We start from the raw sequence: 20,033 nt of genomic DNA, 5'->3' as shown, positions 1-20,033 counted from the left end.
TAGCAATCCGGCGCGCGGTCAGGCGTCGACGGCCGCGGCGCGGTGGCTCGACACCCGGGCGATGGTGAGGTCCAGCAGCTGGAGTACCTCGTGTTTGGCCCGGTGGCCCCGGTCGTTCCAGGTGGTCAGGTCGCGGACGCGGGCCGCGCGCACCAGCGGCGGCGTCATCGGGCCCACGGGGTCGGCGCTCCCGGCGGCGCCGGCGTCGAAGAGCGTGTGCCAGAGGGCGTCGATGGCCGGGTACGCGTACTCCGCCCGCGGGCTCAGCTGCCACCCGCCGTGCATCACCGCGCCGACCAGGCACGCCCCGACGACCCGGCTGCGGTCGAGGCGGCTGGGGAGGAAGCGCTGCCGGGCCGGGCGAGGACCGGCGGGGGTCTCGAGGACGTACCAGGTGTTCTGCACCCAGCCCCGGGCGATCACGCCGCGGGTCGCGCTCAGCACGGCCAGCGCGTCCTCGTGCCGGGGATGGGACGGCGGCGGCGCGGCCCCGGCCGGCGAGGCTCTCAGCGCGGACGCGACACGGGCGAGGAGCCGGACGGAACGTGACGGGGTGACGGTGACGGTGACGGACATGCGCACCTCCCGATCGACTGACGGGCAACATCGATTGTTGCGCGCGAGCCGCCACCCGGGAAGACAGCGAGGGCGACGATGCCGCGCTCAGCCCTCGGCGAGGAGGGCCGCCATCTCGGCGGCCAGGGGTGTGCCGAGCTGTTGGGCCAGTTCGTGGGCGTCGCGCCAGAGCCGGCGGGCGCCGTCGCGGTCGCCGGTCGCGTGCCGGGTGCGGCCGAGGCCGGCCAGGCTGCGTGCCTGTTCGTCGCGTTCGCCGGTCGACGCGGCCACGTCGGCGGCTACGGCGAAGTGCTCGGCGGCTTCGGCGTAGTGCTCGGCGGAGAGCGCGACCTGGCCGAGCGCGATGAGGGCTTCGGCTTCGCGATGGCGGTCGCCGGAGCTCCGCGCGATCTCCAGTGCCTTGGTGGCCGCCGCGGCGGCCTCGGGGAGCCGGCCGGTCGTGGCGAGGGCCGTGGCCAGCGTCGCCAGGGTGGCTCCCTGCTGGGGCACGTCACCGACGTCGGCGCAGGCGGCCAGGGCCTCGTGCAGGAGGGGCAGGGCCTCCGCGGGGGCGCCGAGCGCGGCGGTGGCGGCGGCGATTCCGGTGAGGGCGTTGGCGATCGAGGACCGGTCGCCGATGGCGCGGAACAGGGCGGCCGCCGCCGTGTAGCGCTCGCGGGCCTCGTGGTGGCGGCCCAGGCGCTGGCGGACGCCGCCGAAGTTGAGCAGGGCGATGCCTTCCCGGTCGCGGTCGCCCTCGGCGACGAAGATGTCGAGGGCCTGCTGGTGGAGGTCGAGGGCGGCGGGATAGTTGCCGCGCCGTTCCTCGATGTTGCCGAGGTTGTCCAGGGCGTTGGCCTCGTTGATCCGGTCGCCGAGCGGGCGGGCGAGCTCGAGGGACCGGCGGTAGTAGCCGGCGGCGTCGTCGTAGCGGGTCAGGGCCTCGCTGATCGTGCCGAGCATGCCCAGCGCGGTGCTCACCTTGGTCTGGTCGCCGAGGTCGGTGAAGATCTGCAGCGCCTCGTTCATCTGCTTGAGCGCCTCGTCGTTGCGTCCGGCGAGCCAGTAGGCCATGCCGACGTTGCCCAGCGCGCGCCCCTGGGCGCCGAGGTCGCCACGCGTCCGGGCGGCGGTCAGCGCGTGGGTGTGGATGGCCATGGCCTGCTCGAAATGGGCGTGCACGACGAAGTAGCGCCACAAGGAGCTCGACAGGTCGCCGGCCGCGACCGGCCATCCGTTCGTGGCGGCGAATCCGGCGACGAGGATGATGTTGTGCCGTTCGCCGTCGAGCCAGCCCTGCGCGGACTCGGCGTCCCCGCCGTCGGGTTCCTCGTCGAACAGCGCCCGCACGGCCTCGGCGCCGGTCCGGACGTAGTGCTCGACCAGGCGGTCCAGCGCCTGTCTGCGCTCCTCCTCGGAGTCGGCTTCCTCGCCGAGCGAACGGGCGTAGGCGCGCAGCAGATCGTGCATCGCCACATGACCGCCGCCCGAGGCGTGGGCCAGGCTGACGCGTACGAGATGGTCGAGCCAGCCCTGTGCGACACGCTGCGGGGCGCCGGCGAGGACGCCGAGGGTCGCCGCGGTCACGGTCGTGCCCGGGTGCAGGCCCACGAGCCGGAAGGCTCGCGCGACCGGCGGCGGCAGGTTGCGGTACGACCAGGAGAACACCGCCCGCAGCGCGCTGCGCGGGTCGTCGGTGGCGTCCATCAGGTCCAGCCGGCGGGTCACGTCGGCCAGCTCGGCCACGAACGACCGCAGCGGCACGCCGGGCTGGGACGCGACGAGCTCTGCGGCGATCCGCAGCGCCAGCGGGATGCGGCAGCACTGCCCGGCCAGGACCGCCGCCTCGGCCGGCTCGGTCTCCACCCGGGCGCCGATCAGATCGCGCAGCAGGGCGACCGCGTCGCCCGCGCCGAGCGGGGTCAGCGTCAGCCGGTTCGCCCCGTCCACACTGACCAGGCCGCTGAGGCTGTTGCGGCTGGTCACGACCACGACGCAGGCGCCGCTGCCGGGCAGCAGCGGCCGGACGTGCTCGGCGTCGGCCGCGTTGTCCAGCACGACGAGCAGGCGCCGGCGGGCGGCCCGCGTCCGGAACGCGGCCGACCGCTGGTCGGCCGAGGCGGGCAGCTCCGCCTCGGGCACGCCCAGCGCGACCAGGAACCCGGCCAGGGCGTCCGCCGCCGCCACGACGTGGCCGGGATCGAAGCCCCGGAGGTTGACGAACAGCTGGCCGTCGGGGAACAGGTCGCGGACCTGGTGTGCCCAGCGCACCGCCAGCGCGGTCTTGCCCACGCCGCCCGCGCCCACGACCGCCGAGATCACGATGGGCGCGCCGGTCGTGCCGGCGGCCTCCATCCGGCCCGACAGTTCCCGGAGCTCCGCCTCGCGGCCGACGAAGTTCGCCACCGCCGGCGGCAGCTGCTCGGGCACCGGGCGGTCGGCGTCCTCCGCGGACTCGGCGGCGCGGCGTTCACGGTCGACGGCGATGACCAGCTTGTTGTGCTCCGCGCTCCACCAGCCGAGATCGGTGCTGACCGATACGGTCCGGTGGTGATCACGCGCGTAGCGGTCGCACGCCGCCACGAAGGCGGCGACGAACTCCCACGAGGGCGGGCGGCGCACCGTCCCGCCGAGGACCTGGTAGACCTGTGTGCGCCGCAACGGGAACCGTACGTCCGAGGTCATCGCGTCGACGTTCGGACCGCCCGCTTGCACATGCAGTTCCTTGAGCCGCGCGCAGAAATCCCGCAGTGCCATCGCCTCATTGTCCGGTCCGGCGCCGTCCGCCGCCGTCCGGAGACGCTGACGGGTGACCCGGGCCGCGCGCAGGATCGGGAAAACCCGAACCTGAGTGAGGTGCCCATGGCGACGCAGACCGACGCCGACGTGCTGGTTCTGACCGCCCTGCCGGTCGAGTACGCCGCCTTCCGCGCGCATCTGCACGACGTGGGGCGAGCCTCCGACGACGCGGGCACGCAGTTCGAGGTCGGCGTCATCGACGGCGGCACCTGCCGGGTGGCCGTCGCCGAGATCGGTGAGGGCAACGACGGCGCGGCGGTGCTCGCCGGGCATGCCATCGCGCGCTTCCGCCCGTACGCGATGCTGTTCGTCGGCGTCGCCGGCGCCCTGCGCGACGACATCGACGTGGGCGACGTCGTCGTCGCCACCCGCGTCTACGGCTACCACGGCGGCAAGGATGACGACGACGGCTTCCTGCACCGGCCGCGCGTCTTCGAGGCGGACAACGAGCTGCTGCAGCGCGCCCGGTTCGTGGTTCGCCCGATCCAGGACTTCCGGGTTCACCTCGGCCCGGTCGTCGCCGGCGAGGTCGTGCTGAACTCGCGCAAGACTCAGCTGCTTCAACAGCTCAAGCGCAGCTACAACGACGCCGTCGCGATCGAGATGGAGAGCGCCGGCATGGCCCGCGCGGGCCACGTGAGCCGGGTGCCGGTGCTGACGGTCCGGGGCATCAGCGACCACGCCGACGGCACGACGGCGATGGCGGACGGCAACGGCCCGCAGCGGATCGCGGCCCGCCACGCCGCCCGGGTCTCCGCCGCGCTGGTCGCCGACCTGCCGTTCCTCCCCCGGCAACTGGCCGCGCCAGTGCTCCCTGGCAACGGGACGACCAGGGTGTTTCACGGGCGCGAGCTCCTGCCGAGATGGCCAGGCTTGGGGGTGTCCCGGAAGCCTTAGAGAGGCAGTGTGCGACATGAGTATCCGACCGTTCACCGTGGAGATCCCCAAAGACGCGCTCGACGACCTGCGGCGGCGCCTCGCGGCGACGCGCTGGCCGAGCCGGGAGATCGTCGGCGACCGCTCGCAGGGTGTGCAGCTGGCCACGTTGCAGGCGCTCCGCGAGTACTGGGCGACCGAGTACGACGGGCAGCGGGTCGAGGCCCGGCTGAACGCCTTGCCGCAGTTCACCACCGAGATCGACGGCGTTGACATCCACTTCGTGCACGTGCGGTCGCGGCACGAGGACGCACTTCCGCTGATCATGACGCACGGCTGGCCGGGCTCGGTCATCGAGATGCTGGACTCCGTCGGGCCGCTCACCGACCCGACCGCGCACGGCGGCGCGGCCGCGGACGCGTTCCATCTCGTGCTGCCGTCGCTGCCCGGGTACGGCTTCTCGGCGGAGCCGGCCGAGACCGGATGGGACCTCGCCCGGACCGCGCGGGCCTGGGCCGAGCTGATGAGCCGGCTCGGCTACGACCGCTACGTGGCGCAGGGCGGCGACGTCGGCGCGGGCGTGACCGACGCGATGGGACGGATCGGCCCCGACGGGCTGGCCGGCATCCACACCAACCTGCTGGTGCCGGCGCTCAACGACCCGGCGGCGCTGCCCAGCGACGGCGACGCGGAACGCGCGGCGCTCGCCGCGATCAAGACCTTCCAGAGCAGCGGGAACGGCTACTTCGTGGAGATGGCCACCCGGCCGCAGACCATCGGGTACGCCCTGCTGGACTCCCCCGCCGCGCTGGCCGCCTGGATGATCGACCACGACACCGACGCGTACTACAAGATCGCCGGCGCGTTCGTCGACGGCCGGCCCTCGGGCAACCTCACGCGGGACCACATCCTCGACAACATCACGGCCTACTGGCTGACCGGCACCGGCACGTCCGCGGCCCGGTCGTACTGGGAGGCCTACGGACCGGACGCGCCCACCGCCGGCGGCAAGCCGCTGCCGGACCCGCGGGTGCCGGTCGGCTTCAGCGCGTTCCCCGGCGAGATCTGGAAGACGCCGCGCAGCTGGGCCGAGCAGGCCTACCCCACGCTGAACTACTTCGGCGAGGCCGAGCGGGGTGGGCACTTCGCGGCCTGGGAGGAGCCGGAACTGTTCGCGGCCGAGCTCCGGGCGGCCTTCCGCCCGCTGCGAGGCGCCTAGCCGGCGGGTTCGGCGACCTCCTCGACGCCGGTGAGGATCGACAGGCCCCACACGCTGTCGAGCTCGTTGATGACCAGGTCGATGAGGTCGGGGCGGCGGGCGCTGTGCCGCGCCGACCGGGGCCTGCGAAAGCCCCGGTCGGCGAGGAGGCGCTCGACCTGTTTGCGGGTCGACGACGCGACGTCGGTGTGCCCGTTCAGCACCTTGGAGACCGTGGACACGGCCACGTTGGCTTCCTTGGCGATCGCCGCGAGCGTCGGCCTGCCGGTGGTGGTCATGGTCATTCGCCTATCAGAGGAGACGGAACCAGTCCAGGGTCAGCACGTCGCCGCCGTCGTTGGCGCGCGCCACGACGGTGATCGACGTGGTCCCGGCGGGCAGGTTGCTGACGTTGAAGGGGACCTCTTTGTACGTATTCACCGATCCGGTGCCCAGCGGCCCGGGCGCCGCGATGATCGGGCCGGTGGCCGATCCGGCGTGGAATTCGAGCGTGAAAGCCTGATTGGCAGGCCTCGCGGACGAGTACCGGAAGAAGGTCGAGGCGCTGGTCTTCTGGTGCCTCGACCGCGGCCTGCACCCGGATACTCCGACAGGGGTCTGGTTGAAGTTGTTTGATGTTGCCGTTCAGGTTGCAGGTCGCGGTCAGCCCGTTGCAGATGCCGGCGTGATGTTGGTGTACAGCGTGACGCCGCCCGGCCGGGGGAACGACGGGTCGGCGTTGAGCACCTGCTGCTTGAAGGCGGTCAGGTCAGGCGTGTTCTGCCCGACTACGAAAGTGATGCGGCCGGCGGGGATGGCGGCGTCGGCTCGCGCGGCGAAGGGGACGGCGGCGACCAGCAGGGCCGCGGCGGCGAGGAGCGATCTACGCAGCGTGGGGGACTGCCCTTTCGAGGGGGATCGATCCCCGTACGCTAGGAAGCCCGCCGATAAATCCCGAAGAGTTTTCGAAACATTTGGCAGGATTGCCGGGTGATGACACGGGGACCCGTTCGATTTCTCTGGTGGCTGGCGACCGAATACAAGGGACGCGTCGGGCTCGGCGCCATGTTCGGCTCGCTCTGGTTTCTGAGCCTGGCGTTCACCCCCTGGCTGATCTCGCAGGCCATCGACCGCGGCCTGCACCCGCACAAGGTCGAGGCGCTGGTCTTCTGGTGCCTCGCGGTCCTGGTCACCGGCGTGGCCAGCGCGGGCCTCGGGATCATGCGGCACCGCAGCATGACGAAGCTGCGGCTGGCCGCGGCGCTGCGCACGGCCGACCTGGTGATGACGCAGGCGACCCGGCTCGGCGCGGCGCTCCCCCGGCGGGTCACGGCCGGCGAGGTGGTCACGATCGGCATCTCCGACGTCTGGACGATCGGCCGGGCCATGAACGTCGGCGGTGTCGGCGTGGCCTCGATCGTCGCGTACACCACCATCGCGATCCTGCTCGACCGCACGTCGCCCAAGCTCGCCCTGGTGGTCCTCATCGGCGTGCCGGTGCTCGCGCTGACCGTCGCGCCGCTGCTGCGCCGCACCCAGCGGGCCGGGTCGCGCTACCGCGAGCACCAGGGCCACCTCAACGCCCGTCTGGTGGATGTCCTCGGCGGCCTGCGCATCCTCAACGGGCTGGGCGGCAAACAGATCCATGAGCAGCGGTACGAGCGGCAGTCGGCGGCCCTGCGCGACCAGGGCTACCGCGTCGGCGGCCCGTCCAGCTGGATCGGCGCCCTCGGCGAGGGGTTGCCGGTCGTGTTCCTCGCCGTCGTGGTCTGGATGGCGGCCCGCCTGGCGGCCACCGGCGAGATCACCGTGGGTCAGCTGATCGCCGTGTACGGGTACACCGCGATGCTGGTCATCCCGGTGAACGTGCTCATCTTCTGCGGCTTCGACACCGTGCACGGCCTGGTCGCCGCGCGGCGGGTGACCAACTTCCTGCGGCTCCCCTCCGACTCCCCGGCCGGCGCGTCCTTCGACGGGCCGGCGACCCTGGCCGATCCGGAGTCCGGCGTCGTCGCGGAACCGGGCCGGTTCACCGCGCTGGCCGGCAACAGCCCGCAGGACGCCGGGGCGATCGTCGACCGGCTCGGCCGCTACGGTCCGACCCGTGCGACCTGGGGCGGCCGGCCCCTGGCCGACTTCGCCCTGCCCGAGGTGCGCAAGCGGATCCTGGTGGCCGACCAGGACGCCGACCTGTTCGCCGGCACGCTGCGCGAGGTGGTGGCCGGTCGCGACGAGCCCGGCGACGACCGGGTGCGCGCCGCGATCGACACCGCCGTGGCACAGGACGTCGCCACCGACCTCGGCCGCGAGATCGAATGGCGCGGCCGCAACCTCTCCGGCGGCCAGCGGCAACGCGTACGCCTGGCCCGGGCCGTGCACGCGGACCCCGAGATGCTGCTGACTGTCGAGCCGACCTCGGCGGTTGACGCGCACACCGAGTCGGCCATCGCGGAGCGGCTGGTCGCGGCCCGCGAAGGCCGCGGCACGGTGGTGGCGACGACCTCGCCGGTGCTGCTCGACCGCGCGGAGGTCGTGCATTACCTGGTGGACGGCCGGGTCGCCGCCACCGGCACGCACCGCTCGCTCCTGCTGGAAGAGCCCGGCTACCGCGCGCTGGTCACCCGGGTGTTCGGGGAACAGGAGTGAGCTCCTCGCTGCCGATCGCCGACCAGCGGGCCGTCGGGCGGGCCGCGCTGCGCCTGCTCGCCGCCGACCGCCCGTCGGTCGCCGCCATGGTGGGGCTGAACGCGCTGGCCGCCATCGCCGCCCTCGGCGGGCCGTTCCTGCTCGGCCGGGTCATCGACACGGTCACCACCGGCGGCGGCGTGGACGACGTCGACCGGCTCGCGCTCGGCGTGCTCGGCTGCGCGATCGCCCAGATGCTGCTGTCCCGATACGCGCTCGCGATCGCCTACCGCTTCGGCGAGCGCACCGCGGCCCGCATCCGCGAGGGCTACCTGCGCCGCGCGCTCGGCCTGCCGGCGAGCGTGATCGAGCGGGTGCCGGCCGGCGACCTCGCCGCGCGCGGCACCACCGACATCGACGCGGTCGCCACCACGCTGCGCGACATCTTGCCGAACATCCTCGTCGGGCTCGTCCAGATGATCTTCATCATCGCCGCGGTGCTGGTGGTCAACCCGCTGCTCGGCGGCGTCGGCGTGCTCGGCCTGTCCGGCATCTGGTTCGTCACCCGCTGGTACCTGAAGCGCGCCCGGAACGCGTATCTGGCCGAGGGCGCGGCGAACTCACGGCTCGCCGACGAACTGGCCGCCACCACCGAGGGCGCCCGCACCGTCGAGGCGTTCGGGCTGCGGCAGCGGCGGCTCGACGCCGGTCACGCCGCGATCGCCGAGACCAGGCGCACCCGGATGGCCACCTTGGCCTTACGCAGCGTCTTCTTCCCCCTCGTGGAGACCTCGTACGCGGTGCCGGCCGTGCTCGTGCTGCTGCTGGGCGGGCTGCTCTACCTCGACGGACAGGTCAGCCTCGGCACCGTCGGCGCGGCCGTGCTCTACCTGCGCCAGCTGGTCGGGCCGCTGGACACCCTGCTCATCTGGATCGAGAACCTGCAGAGCAGCAGCGCCTCCTTCGCCCGGGTCGAGGGGCTGGCCGCCATTCCCGTTCCGCCGCCCGCCGCGACGGAAGCGCCCCGGGACGACCGCATCGAGATCAAAGGCGTGCGTTACGCGTACGAGAAAGGTCGTGACGTCCTCCACGACGTGACCTTGACCGTACGTCCCGGCGAGCGCCTCGCGATCGTCGGTCTCTCCGGCGCCGGCAAGTCCACCCTGGGCCGCCTGATCGCGGGCGTCGACCGGCCGGGCGCCGGGAGCGTGACCGCGGGCGGCGTGCCGATCGCCGACCTGCCGCCCGACCAGCTGCGCCGCCAGGTCGTGCTAGTCACCCAGGAGCACCACGTCTTCCGGGAAACGCTGCGGGACAACCTGATGGTGGCCGCGCCCGACGACGAGCTGCGGCGCGCGCTCGCCACGGTCGGCGCGGACTGGGCCGACGACCTCGACCGCGACCTCGGCGAGCATCCGCTCGACGGCGCGCAGGCCCAGCAGCTGGCGCTGGCCCGGGTGGTGCTGGCCGACCCGCACACGGTGATCCTCGACGAGGCGACCGCGCTGCTCGACCCGACCGCGGCCCGCACGGCCGAGCGGGCGCTGGCGGCGGTGCTGCACGAGCGGACGGTCATCGCGATCGCGCACCGGCTGATGACGGCGCACGACGCGGACGAGGTGGCGGTTATGCGCGACGGCCGGATCACCGAGCTGGGCAGCCACGATTCCCTGGTCGCGGCGAACGGGGAGTATGCCGCGCTGTGGCGGTCGTGGCACGGGTCCGACTTAAATCTCGCTTAGGCAGGAAACCGCTTACCTGTTCCCGTCCGTAACTGCCGGCATGAGAAGAAGACTCCTTGCTGCCGCGGTTGCCGTCGTCGGTGTCGGCGCCGCGGTGGTCTTCACGAACTTCGCCTCCGCGGCCACCGATCAGGTGGTCACGTCGACGATCCAGGTCACCGGCGTGTTCGACGGCGCGGGACAGCGCTTCGTCGGCGGCGGCGACCTCGGCGACGGGGGCCAGGACGAGGGACAGGACGCGCTCTTCGATCTAGCCGCGGGCGCGACCCTGAAGAATGTCGTCATCGGCAGCCCGGCGGCCGACGGTGTGCACTGCGCCGGCAGTTGCACGCTCAGCAACGTGACGTGGGAGGACGTCGGCGAGGACGCGGCGACCTTCCGCGGCACGAACGCCACCGTGGTCGTCGACGGCGGCAGCGCGGCCTCCGCCGACGACAAGGTGTTCCAGGACAACCGGGGCGCCGGCGGGTCGGTGACGATCCGGAACTTCGCGGTCTCCGACTTCGGCAAGCTGTACCGGTCGTGCGGCAACTGCTCCACGCAGGCCCCGCGGACCACGACGATCACGAACGTGACGGCGACGGCGCCGGGCGGCACCCTGGCCGGCATCAACGTCAACCTCGGCGACAAGGTGACGCTCAGCGGCGTGACCCTGGTCGGCGACGACATCTCGCTGTGCGACCTGTTCGAGGGCAACGACACGGGCGACGAGCCCACGAAGATCGGCGAAGGCCCCGACGGAACGAGCTGCATCGCGACCTGACGTTCCCGCCGGCCCGGGGGTGCTTCCCGGGCCGGCTTCAGCCTGGGTGGTTGCAGCTGCCGGGGACGCCGCCGAGGCAGTACCAATTGGGTAACCCAGGGTTGACGGTGGGCAGCGGGATCTGGGGGTTGCCCGTTGGCGGCGGGAACACCGGATTGCCGCCGGGCTGCGGGATTTCGGGGCTGCCGCCGCCCCAGGGCGTCGACGCCGTGATGTGGGCGGTGACGCTGCCGCTGTTGTCCACCGTGTAGTTGCTGTAGGCGTCGGCGTTCTTGTTGAGCCAGAGCCGGCCGGACTCCTGCGGCGACGCCTCGTAGATCGCGCCGACGAAGAAGACCTTCCGTGCCCTCGGAAAGACCGCCGGCGACGTGTAGCTGCCGGGCGCCGGCGGGTCGTAGCCGACATACCCTTCGAGCGCGCCCCAGCGCGGAGTCATCGTCCGGGCGCAGACCCCGCAGAAGCCGATGTCCGACAGATTGAAGAAGTTGTCGGGCCACGCCTTGCCGGAGCCGCTCGGGCCCGACTCGTATGCGCCGTCCCGCCATCGGCCCCACGCGGTGATCTCCAAGGAGCCGCCGGCCGTCACGTCGATCCCGGTGTCCACCCAGCTCCCGTCGGCCGGAACGGTCACATGATTGGAGCTGGAGTCGGCCTGAGCCGGCGTGCCCGGCGCGAGCGTTGCCCCGGCCAGGACCATTGCCGCCGCCAAGCGGCCCCACTGTCGTTTATCCGCCCTCATGACCGCCCCCGCGTGGTCACCGATGAACCAGGTCGAGGCGATGCTATGCCTGAGACGGACGAGATCGACGGGAAACCGGCCATCCCGCCATCACCGGGTCGGTGGATGGACGGTGTCGCGGGACTCCCCGAGGATGCAGTCGTGACGACGCGACGCCGGGTGGTCTGTCCTTGAGGGATATTCAGGAAATCGCCGCCGATCTCGAGAAGACTGCCAACGGCCTCGGGGCGCGAGGCCGGCCGTTCCAGGAGCTCGCGGCGGCGCTGAAGGGCGACGACGCGCGGACGCTGGCCGGTGTCGATCTCGCCTCGGCTTTCGGGCCCGACCGGTTGCTCCCCGACCGGGACGGCGCGGCGCTCGGGCTCCTCGAGATCCTCCGCGACCTCGCCGTCCTCGCGCCCCCCGCGTACGTCGCCTGGCAGTTGTATGAAGCTCTTCGCGCCCACTCCGAAGGCTCCTTCCTGGCCGGCTGGCAGCAAGGGTTCGGGCAGACGATTCCCACGCTGGGCGACACCGCCCGGACCGTCGCGCTGACGGTGGTGGCCGCGGCGGCGCTGTATCTCGTGAGCCGGATGGTTCGCGACCTGCGCGACGGCCGCGCGCAGCGCCTGCGGGTGCGCTTGAGCAGCCTGATCGGTGAGGCGACGCTGAGCCTGGCCCTGCCGGCCGGGGCCCGCGACCGCCTGACCCGGTCGGCGGCGCTTCTGAAGGCGTCGCTGCAGTCCACCATCGACTACTTCGCCGGGCTCTCCGCCGGTGCGGGCGGCGGCGCCGCGGGGTTGCACCGCAACTCGGCGCGGCTCGCCCGCAAGCTCGGGTTGCTCGCCGACGAGATCGTCGACGCGGCGCTGGCCGGGAAGGACGTCTCCGATCTGCTGGGCCAGTTCCACGCCACGGCCGCCCAGCTGTCCCGCCTGTTCGCCGACGAAGATCCTGAGTTCGGCCCGGCCGCGGCAGCCGCCCGGTTCGAAGACGCGGTACGGGAGACGGCCGCACCGTCCGGATCGGACATCGTTCCCGCGCCGCGCATGGAGGTCGCCCGGCGGGAAGACCCGCGGTGAGGCCGGGCCGCGGCGCGATCCTGGCGGGCTGGCTCGTGGCCGATCTCGTGCTGGCGCTGGTCCTCGTCGGCCTCGCGAACTCGCCGGTCGAACCCGCGAGCGCGCCGGCGCCCGTCAAGCCGTCCGTTTCCGCGACGCCGGTTCCGCCGGGCATGGACAAGCCCGTGGAGTTCCGCGTCGCCGTGAAGCCCTCCGACCTGCGCAGCCCTCGCCGTTCCGCGGCCGCCGAGCGCGAGGTGCTCACGGCCGTACGCAACGAGCTGGCCAAGCGCGGACTGAGCGGGAAACGCGCCGGCTTCGTGGAAGTCTTCGCCGCCGGACCGACCGACGACATCCGCACGAGCCTGGACACGGCCGAGGCCGTGCTGCGGAACCTGCAGCGTCGGGAACCGGCGATGTTCGGCAAGGCCAGCGGCGACGGCTATTGGGGCGGCACCGGCGACGACCTGAACTTCAAGATCTTCTTCTACAACTGACGCGGGAGTCGACCATGTTCGGCATGGATGGCCGCAGGTCCGTGCGGGTCTCCGCCGGCAACTTCGGCATCATCGCCACCGGCGACAACACCACGAACATCCAGACCGTCCTCCCGCCGGAGGCGCTCCAGCCGGTCGCCTCGATCGCCGCGCCCGACCGCACGGTGAACCTGCCGCCGCTCCCCCATCGCCTGGTCGGACGGGACGGCGATCTGGCCCGGCTCGGCCGCGCACCCGTCGAGGTCGTCCAGGGGCTCGCCGGGATCGGCAAGAGCGCCCTCGCCGCGCAGCACGCGAAGGATCAGGCCGGCCGTAGCAATCCGGTGTGGTGGATCAACGCGACGAGCCGGGCCGACGTCGAACTGGGGCTCGCCGCCCTGGCCGGCGCCCTGCAGCCGGGGCTGGCCACCGCGCTGTCCACCAGCGCGCTCGCCGACCGGGCGACCGCCTGGCTCGCCGCCCACTCCGGCTGGCTGCTCGTGCTCGACGACGTCCGGGCGCTGCCGGACGTCGGCGACCTGCTGAGGCGGGTCGGCGCCACGGGCGGACGTGTCGTCGTCACCAGCCGCACCGATCTCGGCTGGCGGCGGATCACCCCGTCGGTCATCGCGCTCGGGCCGCTGAGCGACGACGCCGCCCGCCGACTGCTCGCCCGCGGTGGCCCGGTGACGGGCGCGGCGGAGCTCTGCGGCGCGCTGGGCAACCATCCGCTGGCCCTCGAGCTGGTCGCGGCCTTCCTGGAGCGGGTGCCGCTCAGCCCGTCGGTGCATCGATCGCTGCTCGCCACCGCGGGCGGCGCGACCCTGAGCCCGGTGGCCTCCGCGTTCCGGGCCACCCTCGGCCAGTTGGACGACAACCGGCTGGCCGGCGACATCCTGCGCATCTTCGCCTGGTACGCCGAGGCCATCCCCTTCGACCTGATCGAAAGGACGATCGGCCAGCCGCAGCCGGCGGCCGAGGCCATCGCGCGACTGGCGGCCGCCGGCCTGGTCGCCGTCGACAAGGGCAGGTCGACGATCACCGTGAATCCGCTGCTGCAGTCGGTCGTGCGGGACGACCGGTTCCTCCCGAAGGCGGTCCTGTGCCTGAGCAAGGTCGTCCCGGGCTCGGACGAGCCGGACACCTGGCCGCAATGGCGGCGACTGCACCCGCACATCGCCGCGCTGGCCGACCGGGCCGACCCGGCGCGCGACGCGCCCGACCTGGCCGGGCTGCTCAACGTGACCGGTCTCTACCTGATCGGGCAGGGCGCCCCGGCGACCGGGCTCCTGCGCCGGGCCCGGGACGCGTACCTCAGGGCGTACGGCCGCGGCCATGCCGACACCCTGGCCGCCGCCAACAACCTCGCCCTCGCCCACCACGGGGAGGGCGACCTGCAGGTCGCGATCCGCCTCTACGAACAGACCCAGGACCTGACCGGGCCGCTCGAACCGGTCATGGTGGCCTGCGCCAACAACCTGGCCTGCGCCTACGAGGAGGCCGGCCGGCCCGGCGAGGCGATCCGCCGGCTGGAGTCGATCCGGGACCGCTGGATCGCCGCGCACGGCGACGCTGATCGCTACTCGCTGATCCTGACCACCAACCTTGCCAGCGCCTACCGCAGCAACGGGGATCCCGGCCGGGCCGCGGCTCTCCTGCGGAACCTGCCGTCCGGCGCCGGGTCGTCGCGGGACGCCTTTCACGCCGTCCTGGAGAGCGCGAAGGCCGAGCTGGAGCTCGACCGGCCGGCCGCCGCGGTCGCGCTGCTGGAACCCGGTCTCCCCGGCGCCGTACGGCTGCTGGGTGAAGCTCACCCGGTCGGTCTCGACGCCGCGCACACCCTGGGTTTCGCCTACGTCGCGGCCGGCCGGTCGGCCGACGGCATCCGCCTGCTGGAGTCGGTGCTGCGCCGGCGGACCGCAAGCCTCGGCCCCGCGCACCCGGACACCCTGGACACCTCGCACGCCCTCGGCGTGGCCCTCGCCAACTCCGGCGCCCTCGACCGTGCGATCGAGCTCCTCGACGCGGCCGCGACCCACGCCGCGGCCACCGGGCATCCCGACACGGCGCTGATCCGCTCCGACCTCGAGCAGCTCCGACGCCGTGCGGCCCGGTCCTGAGCGCTCTCATATTGTTGTGGTCATGGAAGACGATCCGTTGGAGTCCGAGGCGGGCTTCGCCGGGCTGGGACTGCGCCCGGAGCTGCTCCGTTCGCTGACCAACCTCGGCTACGAGGAACCGACGCCGATCCAGCGGGAGGCGATCCCGCCGCTGGTGGCCGGCAACGACCTGGTGGGACAGGCGGCGACCGGCACCGGCAAGACCGCCGCGTTCGCGCTGCCCGTGCTGCAGCGGCTGGAGGCCGGCCGGTCGGAGGCGGGACCGGCGGCGCTGGTTCTCGTGCCCACCCGGGAACTGGCCGAGCAGGTGTCGCAAGCGGTGCACCGGTACGGCCGTGACCTGGGCGTACGCGTGTTGCCGGTGTATGGCGGGCAGCCGATCGGCCGGCAGCTGCAGGCGTTGCGGCGCGGCGTGGACGTCGTCGTCGGGACGCCCGGGCGGGTGCTCGATCACATCGAGCGGGAGACGCTCCAGCTCGGCGAGGTGCGCACCGTCGTGCTCGACGAGGCCGACGAGATGCTGGACATGGGGTTCGCCGAGGACATCGAGGCGATCCTGGCCGAGACGCCCGCCGAGCGGCAGACCGTGCTGTTCTCGGCCACGATGCCACCCCGGATCGACAGCATCGCCCGCCGGCACCTGCGCGACCCCGTCCGGATCACGATGGGCCGCAAGGCCGTCTCGCCGGACGAGCTTCCGCTGGTACGGCAGAGCGCCTACATCGTCGCGCGGGCGCACCGGACGGCCGCTCTCGGGCGGATCCTCGACGTGGAGGCGCCGTCGGCGGCGATCGTCTTCTGCCGTACGCGGGAGGAGGTCGACCAGGTCACCGAGGCCCTGAACGGGCGCGGATACCGCGCCGAGGCCCTGCACGGCGGCATGAGCCAGGATCAGCGCGACCGGGTCATGGGCCGGCTGCGCGGCGGCAGCACCGAGCTGCTCGTGGCCACCGACGTGGCGGCTCGCGGCCTCGACGTGGAGCAGCTGACCCACGTCATCAACTTCAACGTGCCGTCCGCCCCGGAGGCGTACGTGCACCGCATCGGCCGGGTGGGCCGGGCCGGCCGCGAGGGTTGCGCGATCACCCTCGCGGAACCGCGGGAACAGCGCATGCTCAAGGCCATCGAGCGGCTCACCGGCCAGCGGATCACGCTGGAGAAGCTGCCTACGGTGACGGACCTGCGGGCCCGGCGGCTGGAGCTGACCCGCGCGGCGCTGCAGAGCAGCCTGGAAACCGACGACCTCGAGCGGTACCGGGTCGTGCTCGACTCGCTGACCGGCGAGTTCGAGGTCGACGACATCGCCCTCGCGGCCATACGGCTGTTGCACGAGGCGGCCGGCGGCGACGCCCACGAGGACGAGATCCCCACGCCGGCGGCCGAGCGCGCTCCGCGTGGCAAGGACACCCGCCCGGCCGGTGGCGGCGGACGTGATCGGCCGGGCGTCACCCGGCTCTTCTTCGGCATCGGCCGGCGGGCCGGCCTGCGTCCGCAGGATCTGGTGGGCGCGATCGCCGGCGAGTCGGGCCTGAGCGCCCGCGAGATCGGCGCCATCCAGATCACCGACCGTTTCTCGCTGGTCGAGGTCCCGGAGGCGGCGGCCGACAGCGTCATCGTGGCGATGCGGCACAGCACCATCCGGGGCCGCCGGCCGACGGTGCGCCGGGAACGGTTCGCCCGGTAGCCGATTTTGTCGTACCGGGGACGTAGGTTGTCGGCATGACGGAACCCGCCCTCACCGAGTCCGGCTTCGCCGCCGCGGTCGACCAGGCGCAGGTCGCCGCGAGGTCGTATTACGACACTGGCGACGTGCTGATGACCGACGCCGACTACGACGCGTTGCTCGACCGCATCGCCGAGGCGAAGAAGGCCCATCCGGAGTGGGACGACCGCGGCCTCACCACGCGGGTCGCGGCGGGTGTGTCGGGCGGCGGCGACGTGCGGCACCCGGTGCCGATGATGTCGCTCGGCAAGGTCACCGGCGAGGACGAGGTGCGCGCGTTCGTCGCGGGCCTCGGCGGCGACCCCTGCCTCGTCGAGGTGAAACTCGACGGGCTCGCGATCCGGGTGGAGTATGCCGCGGGCCGGCTCGCCCTGGCCGCGTTGCGCGGCGACGGCAGCACCGGGGAGAACGTCACGGCCCAGGTGCTGCGCGGCATCGCCGGCCTGCCCGCCCGCCTCGGCACCCCGTGGACGGGCGAGGTCCGCGGCGAGGTCTACATGACCGTCGGCGACTTCGAGGCCGCCAGCGCCAACCGGGTCGCCGCCGGCGCCAAGGCGTTCATCAACTCGCGCGGCGCCGTCGCTGGCTCGATCCGCAGCGTCGACCGGACGTACGAGACGCCGATGACCTTCGCGGCGTACGACATCTCCGGCGACTTCGACTCCCACCGCGAGCGCATGGGCCGCGCGGTCGAGCTCGGCTTCCCCGTGGCCGGCCGGCTCGCCACGGGGGAAAACGAAGTGGCCGGCGACGCCGAGACCGCGCTCGCCGCCATCGCGCGCATCGGCGAGCTGCGGCGCGGCCTCGAGTTCCCGATCGACGGCGCGGTGCTGACCGCCGACCTCGAGTCGACCCGCCGTCGGCTCGGCTCCGGCAGCCGCACGCCGTACTGGGCGGCCGCGTTCAAGTACCCCGCCGACACCGGCTCCACGGTGCTGCGCGACATCGAGGTGCGGGTCGGGCGCACCGGGCGCATCTCGCTGCGGGCCGTGCTCGACCCGGTCTTCGTCGACGGCACCACCATCACGTACGCGACGCTGCACAACCCCAAGTTCGTCGAGGAGCAGGGTCTCGCCATCGGCCAGACCGTCGCCGTGTGGCGGGCCGGCGACGTCATCCCGCGGGTCACCGCGCCCATCGGCGAGCAGCCGCACGGCCTGACCCCGTGGACGCCGCCCGAGACCTGCCCGCAGTGCGGCGAGGCGTGGGACAAGTCCAGCCTGCTCTGGCGCTGCCACACCGCCTCGTGCAGCGCCACCAACGCGCTGGAGTACTGGTGCAGTCGCGAGGCCATGGACGTCGAGGGCGCGGGCGAGGCGCTCTGCGTCGCCCTGGTCAACGCGGGTTTGGCCAACGACGTCGCCGATCTGTACACCCTCACCGAGGCGCAGCTGGCCGAGCTGCCGGTCGGCAACACCAAGGCCGGCGGCGTCGTGCTGCTCGGCAAGCTCAACGCCGCCAAGGTCGTCGCGTCGCTCGAGCACAGCAAGACCCAGCCGTTCAACCGCGTCATCACCGGCCTCGGCATCCGGATGACCGGCCGCAGCGTCGGCCGCTGGCTCGCGGCCCGCTTCAAGACCATGGAGGCGCTCCGCGCCGCCACCGTCGAGGAGATCGCCGAGATCGACAAGATGGGCCTGATCAAGGCCCAGCACGTCGTCGACGGCCTCGCCGCGATGTCCGGCGTGATCGACCGGCTGGCCGCCGCCGGCGTCACCATGAGCGTCCCCGAGTCCACCGGCGGCCAGCCCCTCGAGGGCAAGACCTACGTGGTCAGCGGCAGCGTCCCCGGCTACACGCGCACGACCGTCAGCGAGCGCATCGAGCAGCTGGGCGGCCGGGCCACCGGCAGCGTCTCGGCGACCACCACCGCGCTCGTCACCGCCGAGACGACCACGGCAAAGGCGGTGAAGGCGGCCAAGCTGGGCATCCCGATCATCGATCCCGCCGAGTTCGCGGAGATGCTCGCCGACTGACCCGATCAGTCCGGCAAGGAGTGGGCGGTGGGGTGGCGGGGCTGGTAAAGGCCCAGCTCTCCCCCGCCGGGCAGCCTGATGCCGGTCAGCACCCCCCAGCCGCGGTCGCTGGGCTCCCCGGTGAACTCGACCCCGCGCTCGCCCAGCTCGGCCATCGTCGCGGCCAGGTCGTCGCACATCAGGTAGAACTCCTGCGCCGGCGCCTCGCCGGTCGGGTGCACGGCCAACTCACCGGGCGGGGTCTTGAAGATGAGCCAGCCGTCACCCGCGTCGACGTTCGGGTACTCCAGCACGTCCCGGAAGAACGCCCGATCGGCCTCGGCGTCGCGGCTGTAGAGGATCACGTGCGCACCGTTGATCACACCCCGATGATAGACCGGGCCGGGCCAGCCGTATTCGGTGGATGTGCCGATCTCAGTACGTCGACAAATACACAATATTGGCTTCGACGACCCAGCCCTTCTCCGCAGACCAGCGGAATCTGCAATACGATCCGCCGGCGCGTTCGGGTCGAGTCCATGATCCGATCGACACTGCCAGTCGTCAGCGCTACCGTTCAGCGTGGAACTGCCAATTTGAGGATTGGAGCGGACCATGGGCAATGGATTCGTACGGCTCAAAATGGCTTCTCTGAGTCTCGTCGGCGGCGCGGGGCAGGTCCACTCGTACCTGAACGCATGGGTCAAAGTAAGAAATGTGGCGTACACCAAAGACGTAAGAATTCATTACCGAGAATTGGGAGCCTGGAAAGATCGATCTCTCGCATGGAAGCTCAACCAGGGTAATTGCGACCTGTTCGCCCTCGATCCCGCACTCGACTTCGGCGGCAATCCCTTCGTTGAGTTCGCCATCAGCTTCTCCGCAAATGGTGCAACATACTGGGACAACAACAATCTCGCGAACTACTCGTTGACGCCATCCGTGACCGGGCTGACCGGCGGCAATGTGGCGTTGAACATCGCCGAGCTTGTTTATGGCGGCACGGCGGGCTCGTCGTATGTCACTGGTATAGGTGGGGAAATACTTGTCAACAACCTCTCCTACAACAAGAGTGTTGGCATCCGCCATTCGGACAACGGCTGGCAGAGCTACCTGGACATACCTGCCAGTTTCAGCCGGCAAGTCGGAGAGGGCGGGATCCTCGAGAAGTGGATTTTTGGTCGGAACACCAGCCCTGCGGCGTTCGGCAGGGGAGAATTCGCCGTATATTACCGGAACCTGGACACCGGAATGGACTACTGGGACGCCAACTTCGGGCAGAACTACGACATAAGACAGCGGCATCAATGGGAGTGAAGTCCCGCATGAGCGGACGACCGAGATGACCTGGGTTTCCCGTTGACCGGCCCGGACTTGAGGAACAGGCTGGGGTGTGGAGTTCCGTCGCAGTCGTGGGCGTCG

At 72.1% G+C, this 20,033-nt stretch carries 16 protein-coding genes and 1 pseudogene; 11 read left to right on the top strand and 6 right to left on the bottom strand.

What is annotated here, in order from left to right; translation table 11 throughout:
* Nucleotides 1-18: 18 nt before the first annotated feature.
* The gene (locus tag ACQPZX_RS16065) at nt 19-576 is read right to left on the bottom strand and encodes a DUF6197 family protein (RefSeq protein WP_433380859.1); all 558 of its coding nucleotides are present in this window, start codon (nt 574-576) and stop codon (nt 19-21) included.
* A gap of 87 nt (nt 577-663) precedes the next feature.
* Nucleotides 664-3,312: an ATP-binding protein gene (locus ACQPZX_RS16060; RefSeq protein ID WP_433380856.1), complete on the bottom strand. Its 2,649-nt coding sequence runs from the start codon at nt 3,310-3,312 to the stop codon at nt 664-666.
* A gap of 105 nt (nt 3,313-3,417) precedes the next feature.
* On the opposite strand from ACQPZX_RS16060, the gene ACQPZX_RS16055 reads away from it, so the two are divergent.
* Nucleotides 3,418-4,251 (top strand): hypothetical protein, encoded by an 834-nt coding sequence (locus ACQPZX_RS16055; protein ID WP_433380853.1) that lies wholly within the window; start codon nt 3,418-3,420, stop codon nt 4,249-4,251.
* Between the two features lie 16 nt (nt 4,252-4,267).
* Nucleotides 4,268-5,449: an epoxide hydrolase family protein gene (locus ACQPZX_RS16050; RefSeq protein ID WP_433380850.1), complete on the top strand. Its 1,182-nt coding sequence runs from the start codon at nt 4,268-4,270 to the stop codon at nt 5,447-5,449.
* Here the strand turns inward: ACQPZX_RS16050 and ACQPZX_RS16045 are convergent.
* Together ACQPZX_RS16045 and ACQPZX_RS16040 are read right to left on the bottom strand one after the other, a co-directional pair.
* Nucleotides 5,446-5,733, bottom strand: a complete 288-nt coding sequence (locus ACQPZX_RS16045) for a LacI family DNA-binding transcriptional regulator (protein WP_433380847.1) — start codon at nt 5,731-5,733, stop codon at nt 5,446-5,448. The two genes, ACQPZX_RS16050 and ACQPZX_RS16045, sit on opposite strands and share 4 nt — an antisense overlap.
* Nucleotides 5,734-5,740: 7 nt before the next feature.
* Nucleotides 5,741-5,938: pseudogene (locus tag ACQPZX_RS16040) on the bottom strand (carbohydrate-binding protein); the annotation flags it as partial.
* Between the two features lie 555 nt (nt 5,939-6,493).
* Between ACQPZX_RS16040 and ACQPZX_RS16035 the strand changes: the two are divergent.
* The 3 genes from ACQPZX_RS16035 to ACQPZX_RS16025 are packed head-to-tail and all read left to right on the top strand — an operon-like array spanning nt 6,494 to nt 10,558.
* Complete coding sequence (locus ACQPZX_RS16035; RefSeq protein ID WP_433385266.1) at nt 6,494-8,074, top strand: ABC transporter transmembrane domain-containing protein; 1,581 nt, start codon at nt 6,494-6,496, stop codon at nt 8,072-8,074.
* Nucleotides 8,071-9,795, top strand: a complete 1,725-nt coding sequence (locus tag ACQPZX_RS16030) for an ABC transporter ATP-binding protein (RefSeq protein ID WP_433380844.1) — start codon at nt 8,071-8,073, stop codon at nt 9,793-9,795. The genes ACQPZX_RS16035 and ACQPZX_RS16030 overlap by 4 nt, the downstream gene beginning before the upstream one ends.
* Nucleotides 9,796-9,835: 40 nt before the next feature.
* On the top strand, nt 9,836-10,558 hold the full coding sequence (locus ACQPZX_RS16025) for a pectate lyase (RefSeq protein WP_433380841.1): 723 nt from the start codon (nt 9,836-9,838) through the stop codon (nt 10,556-10,558).
* Between the two features lie 37 nt (nt 10,559-10,595).
* Here ACQPZX_RS16025 and ACQPZX_RS16020 read toward each other — a convergent pair whose 3' ends face one another.
* The gene (locus ACQPZX_RS16020) at nt 10,596-11,267 is read right to left on the bottom strand and encodes a hypothetical protein (RefSeq protein ID WP_433380838.1); all 672 of its coding nucleotides are present in this window, start codon (nt 11,265-11,267) and stop codon (nt 10,596-10,598) included.
* A gap of 200 nt (nt 11,268-11,467) precedes the next feature.
* Here ACQPZX_RS16020 and ACQPZX_RS16015 point away from each other — a divergent pair, with 200 nt between their 5' ends.
* The 5 genes from ACQPZX_RS16015 to ligA are packed head-to-tail and all read left to right on the top strand — an operon-like array spanning nt 11,468 to nt 18,632.
* Nucleotides 11,468-12,358 (top strand): hypothetical protein, encoded by an 891-nt coding sequence (locus ACQPZX_RS16015; protein WP_433380835.1) that lies wholly within the window; start codon nt 11,468-11,470, stop codon nt 12,356-12,358.
* Entirely contained in the window at nt 12,355-12,834 is a 480-nt protein-coding gene (locus ACQPZX_RS16010; protein WP_433380832.1) for a hypothetical protein, read from the top strand. Before ACQPZX_RS16015 ends, ACQPZX_RS16010 begins: the two co-directional genes overlap by 4 nt.
* Before the next feature lie 23 nt (nt 12,835-12,857).
* Nucleotides 12,858-14,933 carry a tetratricopeptide repeat protein gene (locus ACQPZX_RS16005; protein WP_433380829.1) on the top strand — a complete coding sequence of 692 codons (2,076 nt, stop codon included), beginning with the start codon at nt 12,858-12,860 and terminating at the stop codon, nt 14,931-14,933.
* 22 nt (nt 14,934-14,955) lie between these two features.
* Nucleotides 14,956-16,617 carry a DEAD/DEAH box helicase gene (locus tag ACQPZX_RS16000; protein WP_433380826.1) on the top strand — a complete coding sequence of 554 codons (1,662 nt, stop codon included), beginning with the start codon at nt 14,956-14,958 and terminating at the stop codon, nt 16,615-16,617.
* Nucleotides 16,618-16,652: 35 nt separating this feature from the next.
* On the top strand, nt 16,653-18,632 hold the full coding sequence (ligA, locus tag ACQPZX_RS15995) for an NAD-dependent DNA ligase LigA (RefSeq protein WP_433380823.1): 1,980 nt from the start codon (nt 16,653-16,655) through the stop codon (nt 18,630-18,632).
* Between the two features lie 5 nt (nt 18,633-18,637).
* On the opposite strand, the gene ACQPZX_RS15990 is transcribed toward ligA, so the two are convergent.
* Nucleotides 18,638-18,994 (bottom strand): VOC family protein, encoded by a 357-nt coding sequence (locus tag ACQPZX_RS15990; protein ID WP_433380820.1) that lies wholly within the window; start codon nt 18,992-18,994, stop codon nt 18,638-18,640.
* A 232-nt stretch (nt 18,995-19,226) separates the two neighbouring features.
* Between ACQPZX_RS15990 and ACQPZX_RS15985 the strand changes: the two genes are divergently transcribed.
* Nucleotides 19,227-19,928: a hypothetical protein gene (locus ACQPZX_RS15985; protein ID WP_433380817.1), complete on the top strand. Its 702-nt coding sequence runs from the start codon at nt 19,227-19,229 to the stop codon at nt 19,926-19,928.
* Nucleotides 19,929-20,033: the final 105 nt, after the last annotated feature.

The organism is Actinoplanes sp. CA-142083 (assembly GCF_050942195.1).
Lineage (GTDB): Bacteria > Actinomycetota > Actinomycetes > Mycobacteriales > Micromonosporaceae > Actinoplanes.
The sequence above is the reverse complement of the archived record's forward strand: the minus strand, read 5'-3'. Positions and strand labels throughout refer to the sequence as shown.

Coding starts and splice junctions, on each gene's coding strand:
- ACQPZX_RS16065 (WP_433380859.1), bottom strand. CDS start 576: ATGTCCGTCACCGTCACCGTCACCCCGTCACGTTCCGTCCGGCTCCTC.
- ACQPZX_RS16060 (WP_433380856.1), bottom strand. CDS start 3,312: ATGGCACTGCGGGATTTCTGCGCGCGGCTCAAGGAACTGCATGTGCAA.
- ACQPZX_RS16055 (WP_433380853.1), top strand. CDS start 3,418: ATGGCGACGCAGACCGACGCCGACGTGCTGGTTCTGACCGCCCTGCCG.
- ACQPZX_RS16050 (WP_433380850.1), top strand. CDS start 4,268: ATGAGTATCCGACCGTTCACCGTGGAGATCCCCAAAGACGCGCTCGAC.
- ACQPZX_RS16045 (WP_433380847.1), bottom strand. CDS start 5,733: ATGACCATGACCACCACCGGCAGGCCGACGCTCGCGGCGATCGCCAAG.
- ACQPZX_RS16035 (WP_433385266.1), top strand. CDS start 6,494: ATGTTCGGCTCGCTCTGGTTTCTGAGCCTGGCGTTCACCCCCTGGCTG.
- ACQPZX_RS16025 (WP_433380841.1), top strand. CDS start 9,836: ATGAGAAGAAGACTCCTTGCTGCCGCGGTTGCCGTCGTCGGTGTCGGC.
- ACQPZX_RS16005 (WP_433380829.1), top strand. CDS start 12,858: ATGGATGGCCGCAGGTCCGTGCGGGTCTCCGCCGGCAACTTCGGCATC.
- ACQPZX_RS16000 (WP_433380826.1), top strand. CDS start 14,956: ATGGAAGACGATCCGTTGGAGTCCGAGGCGGGCTTCGCCGGGCTGGGA.
- ligA (WP_433380823.1), top strand. CDS start 16,653: ATGACGGAACCCGCCCTCACCGAGTCCGGCTTCGCCGCCGCGGTCGAC.
- ACQPZX_RS15985 (WP_433380817.1), top strand. CDS start 19,227: ATGGGCAATGGATTCGTACGGCTCAAAATGGCTTCTCTGAGTCTCGTC.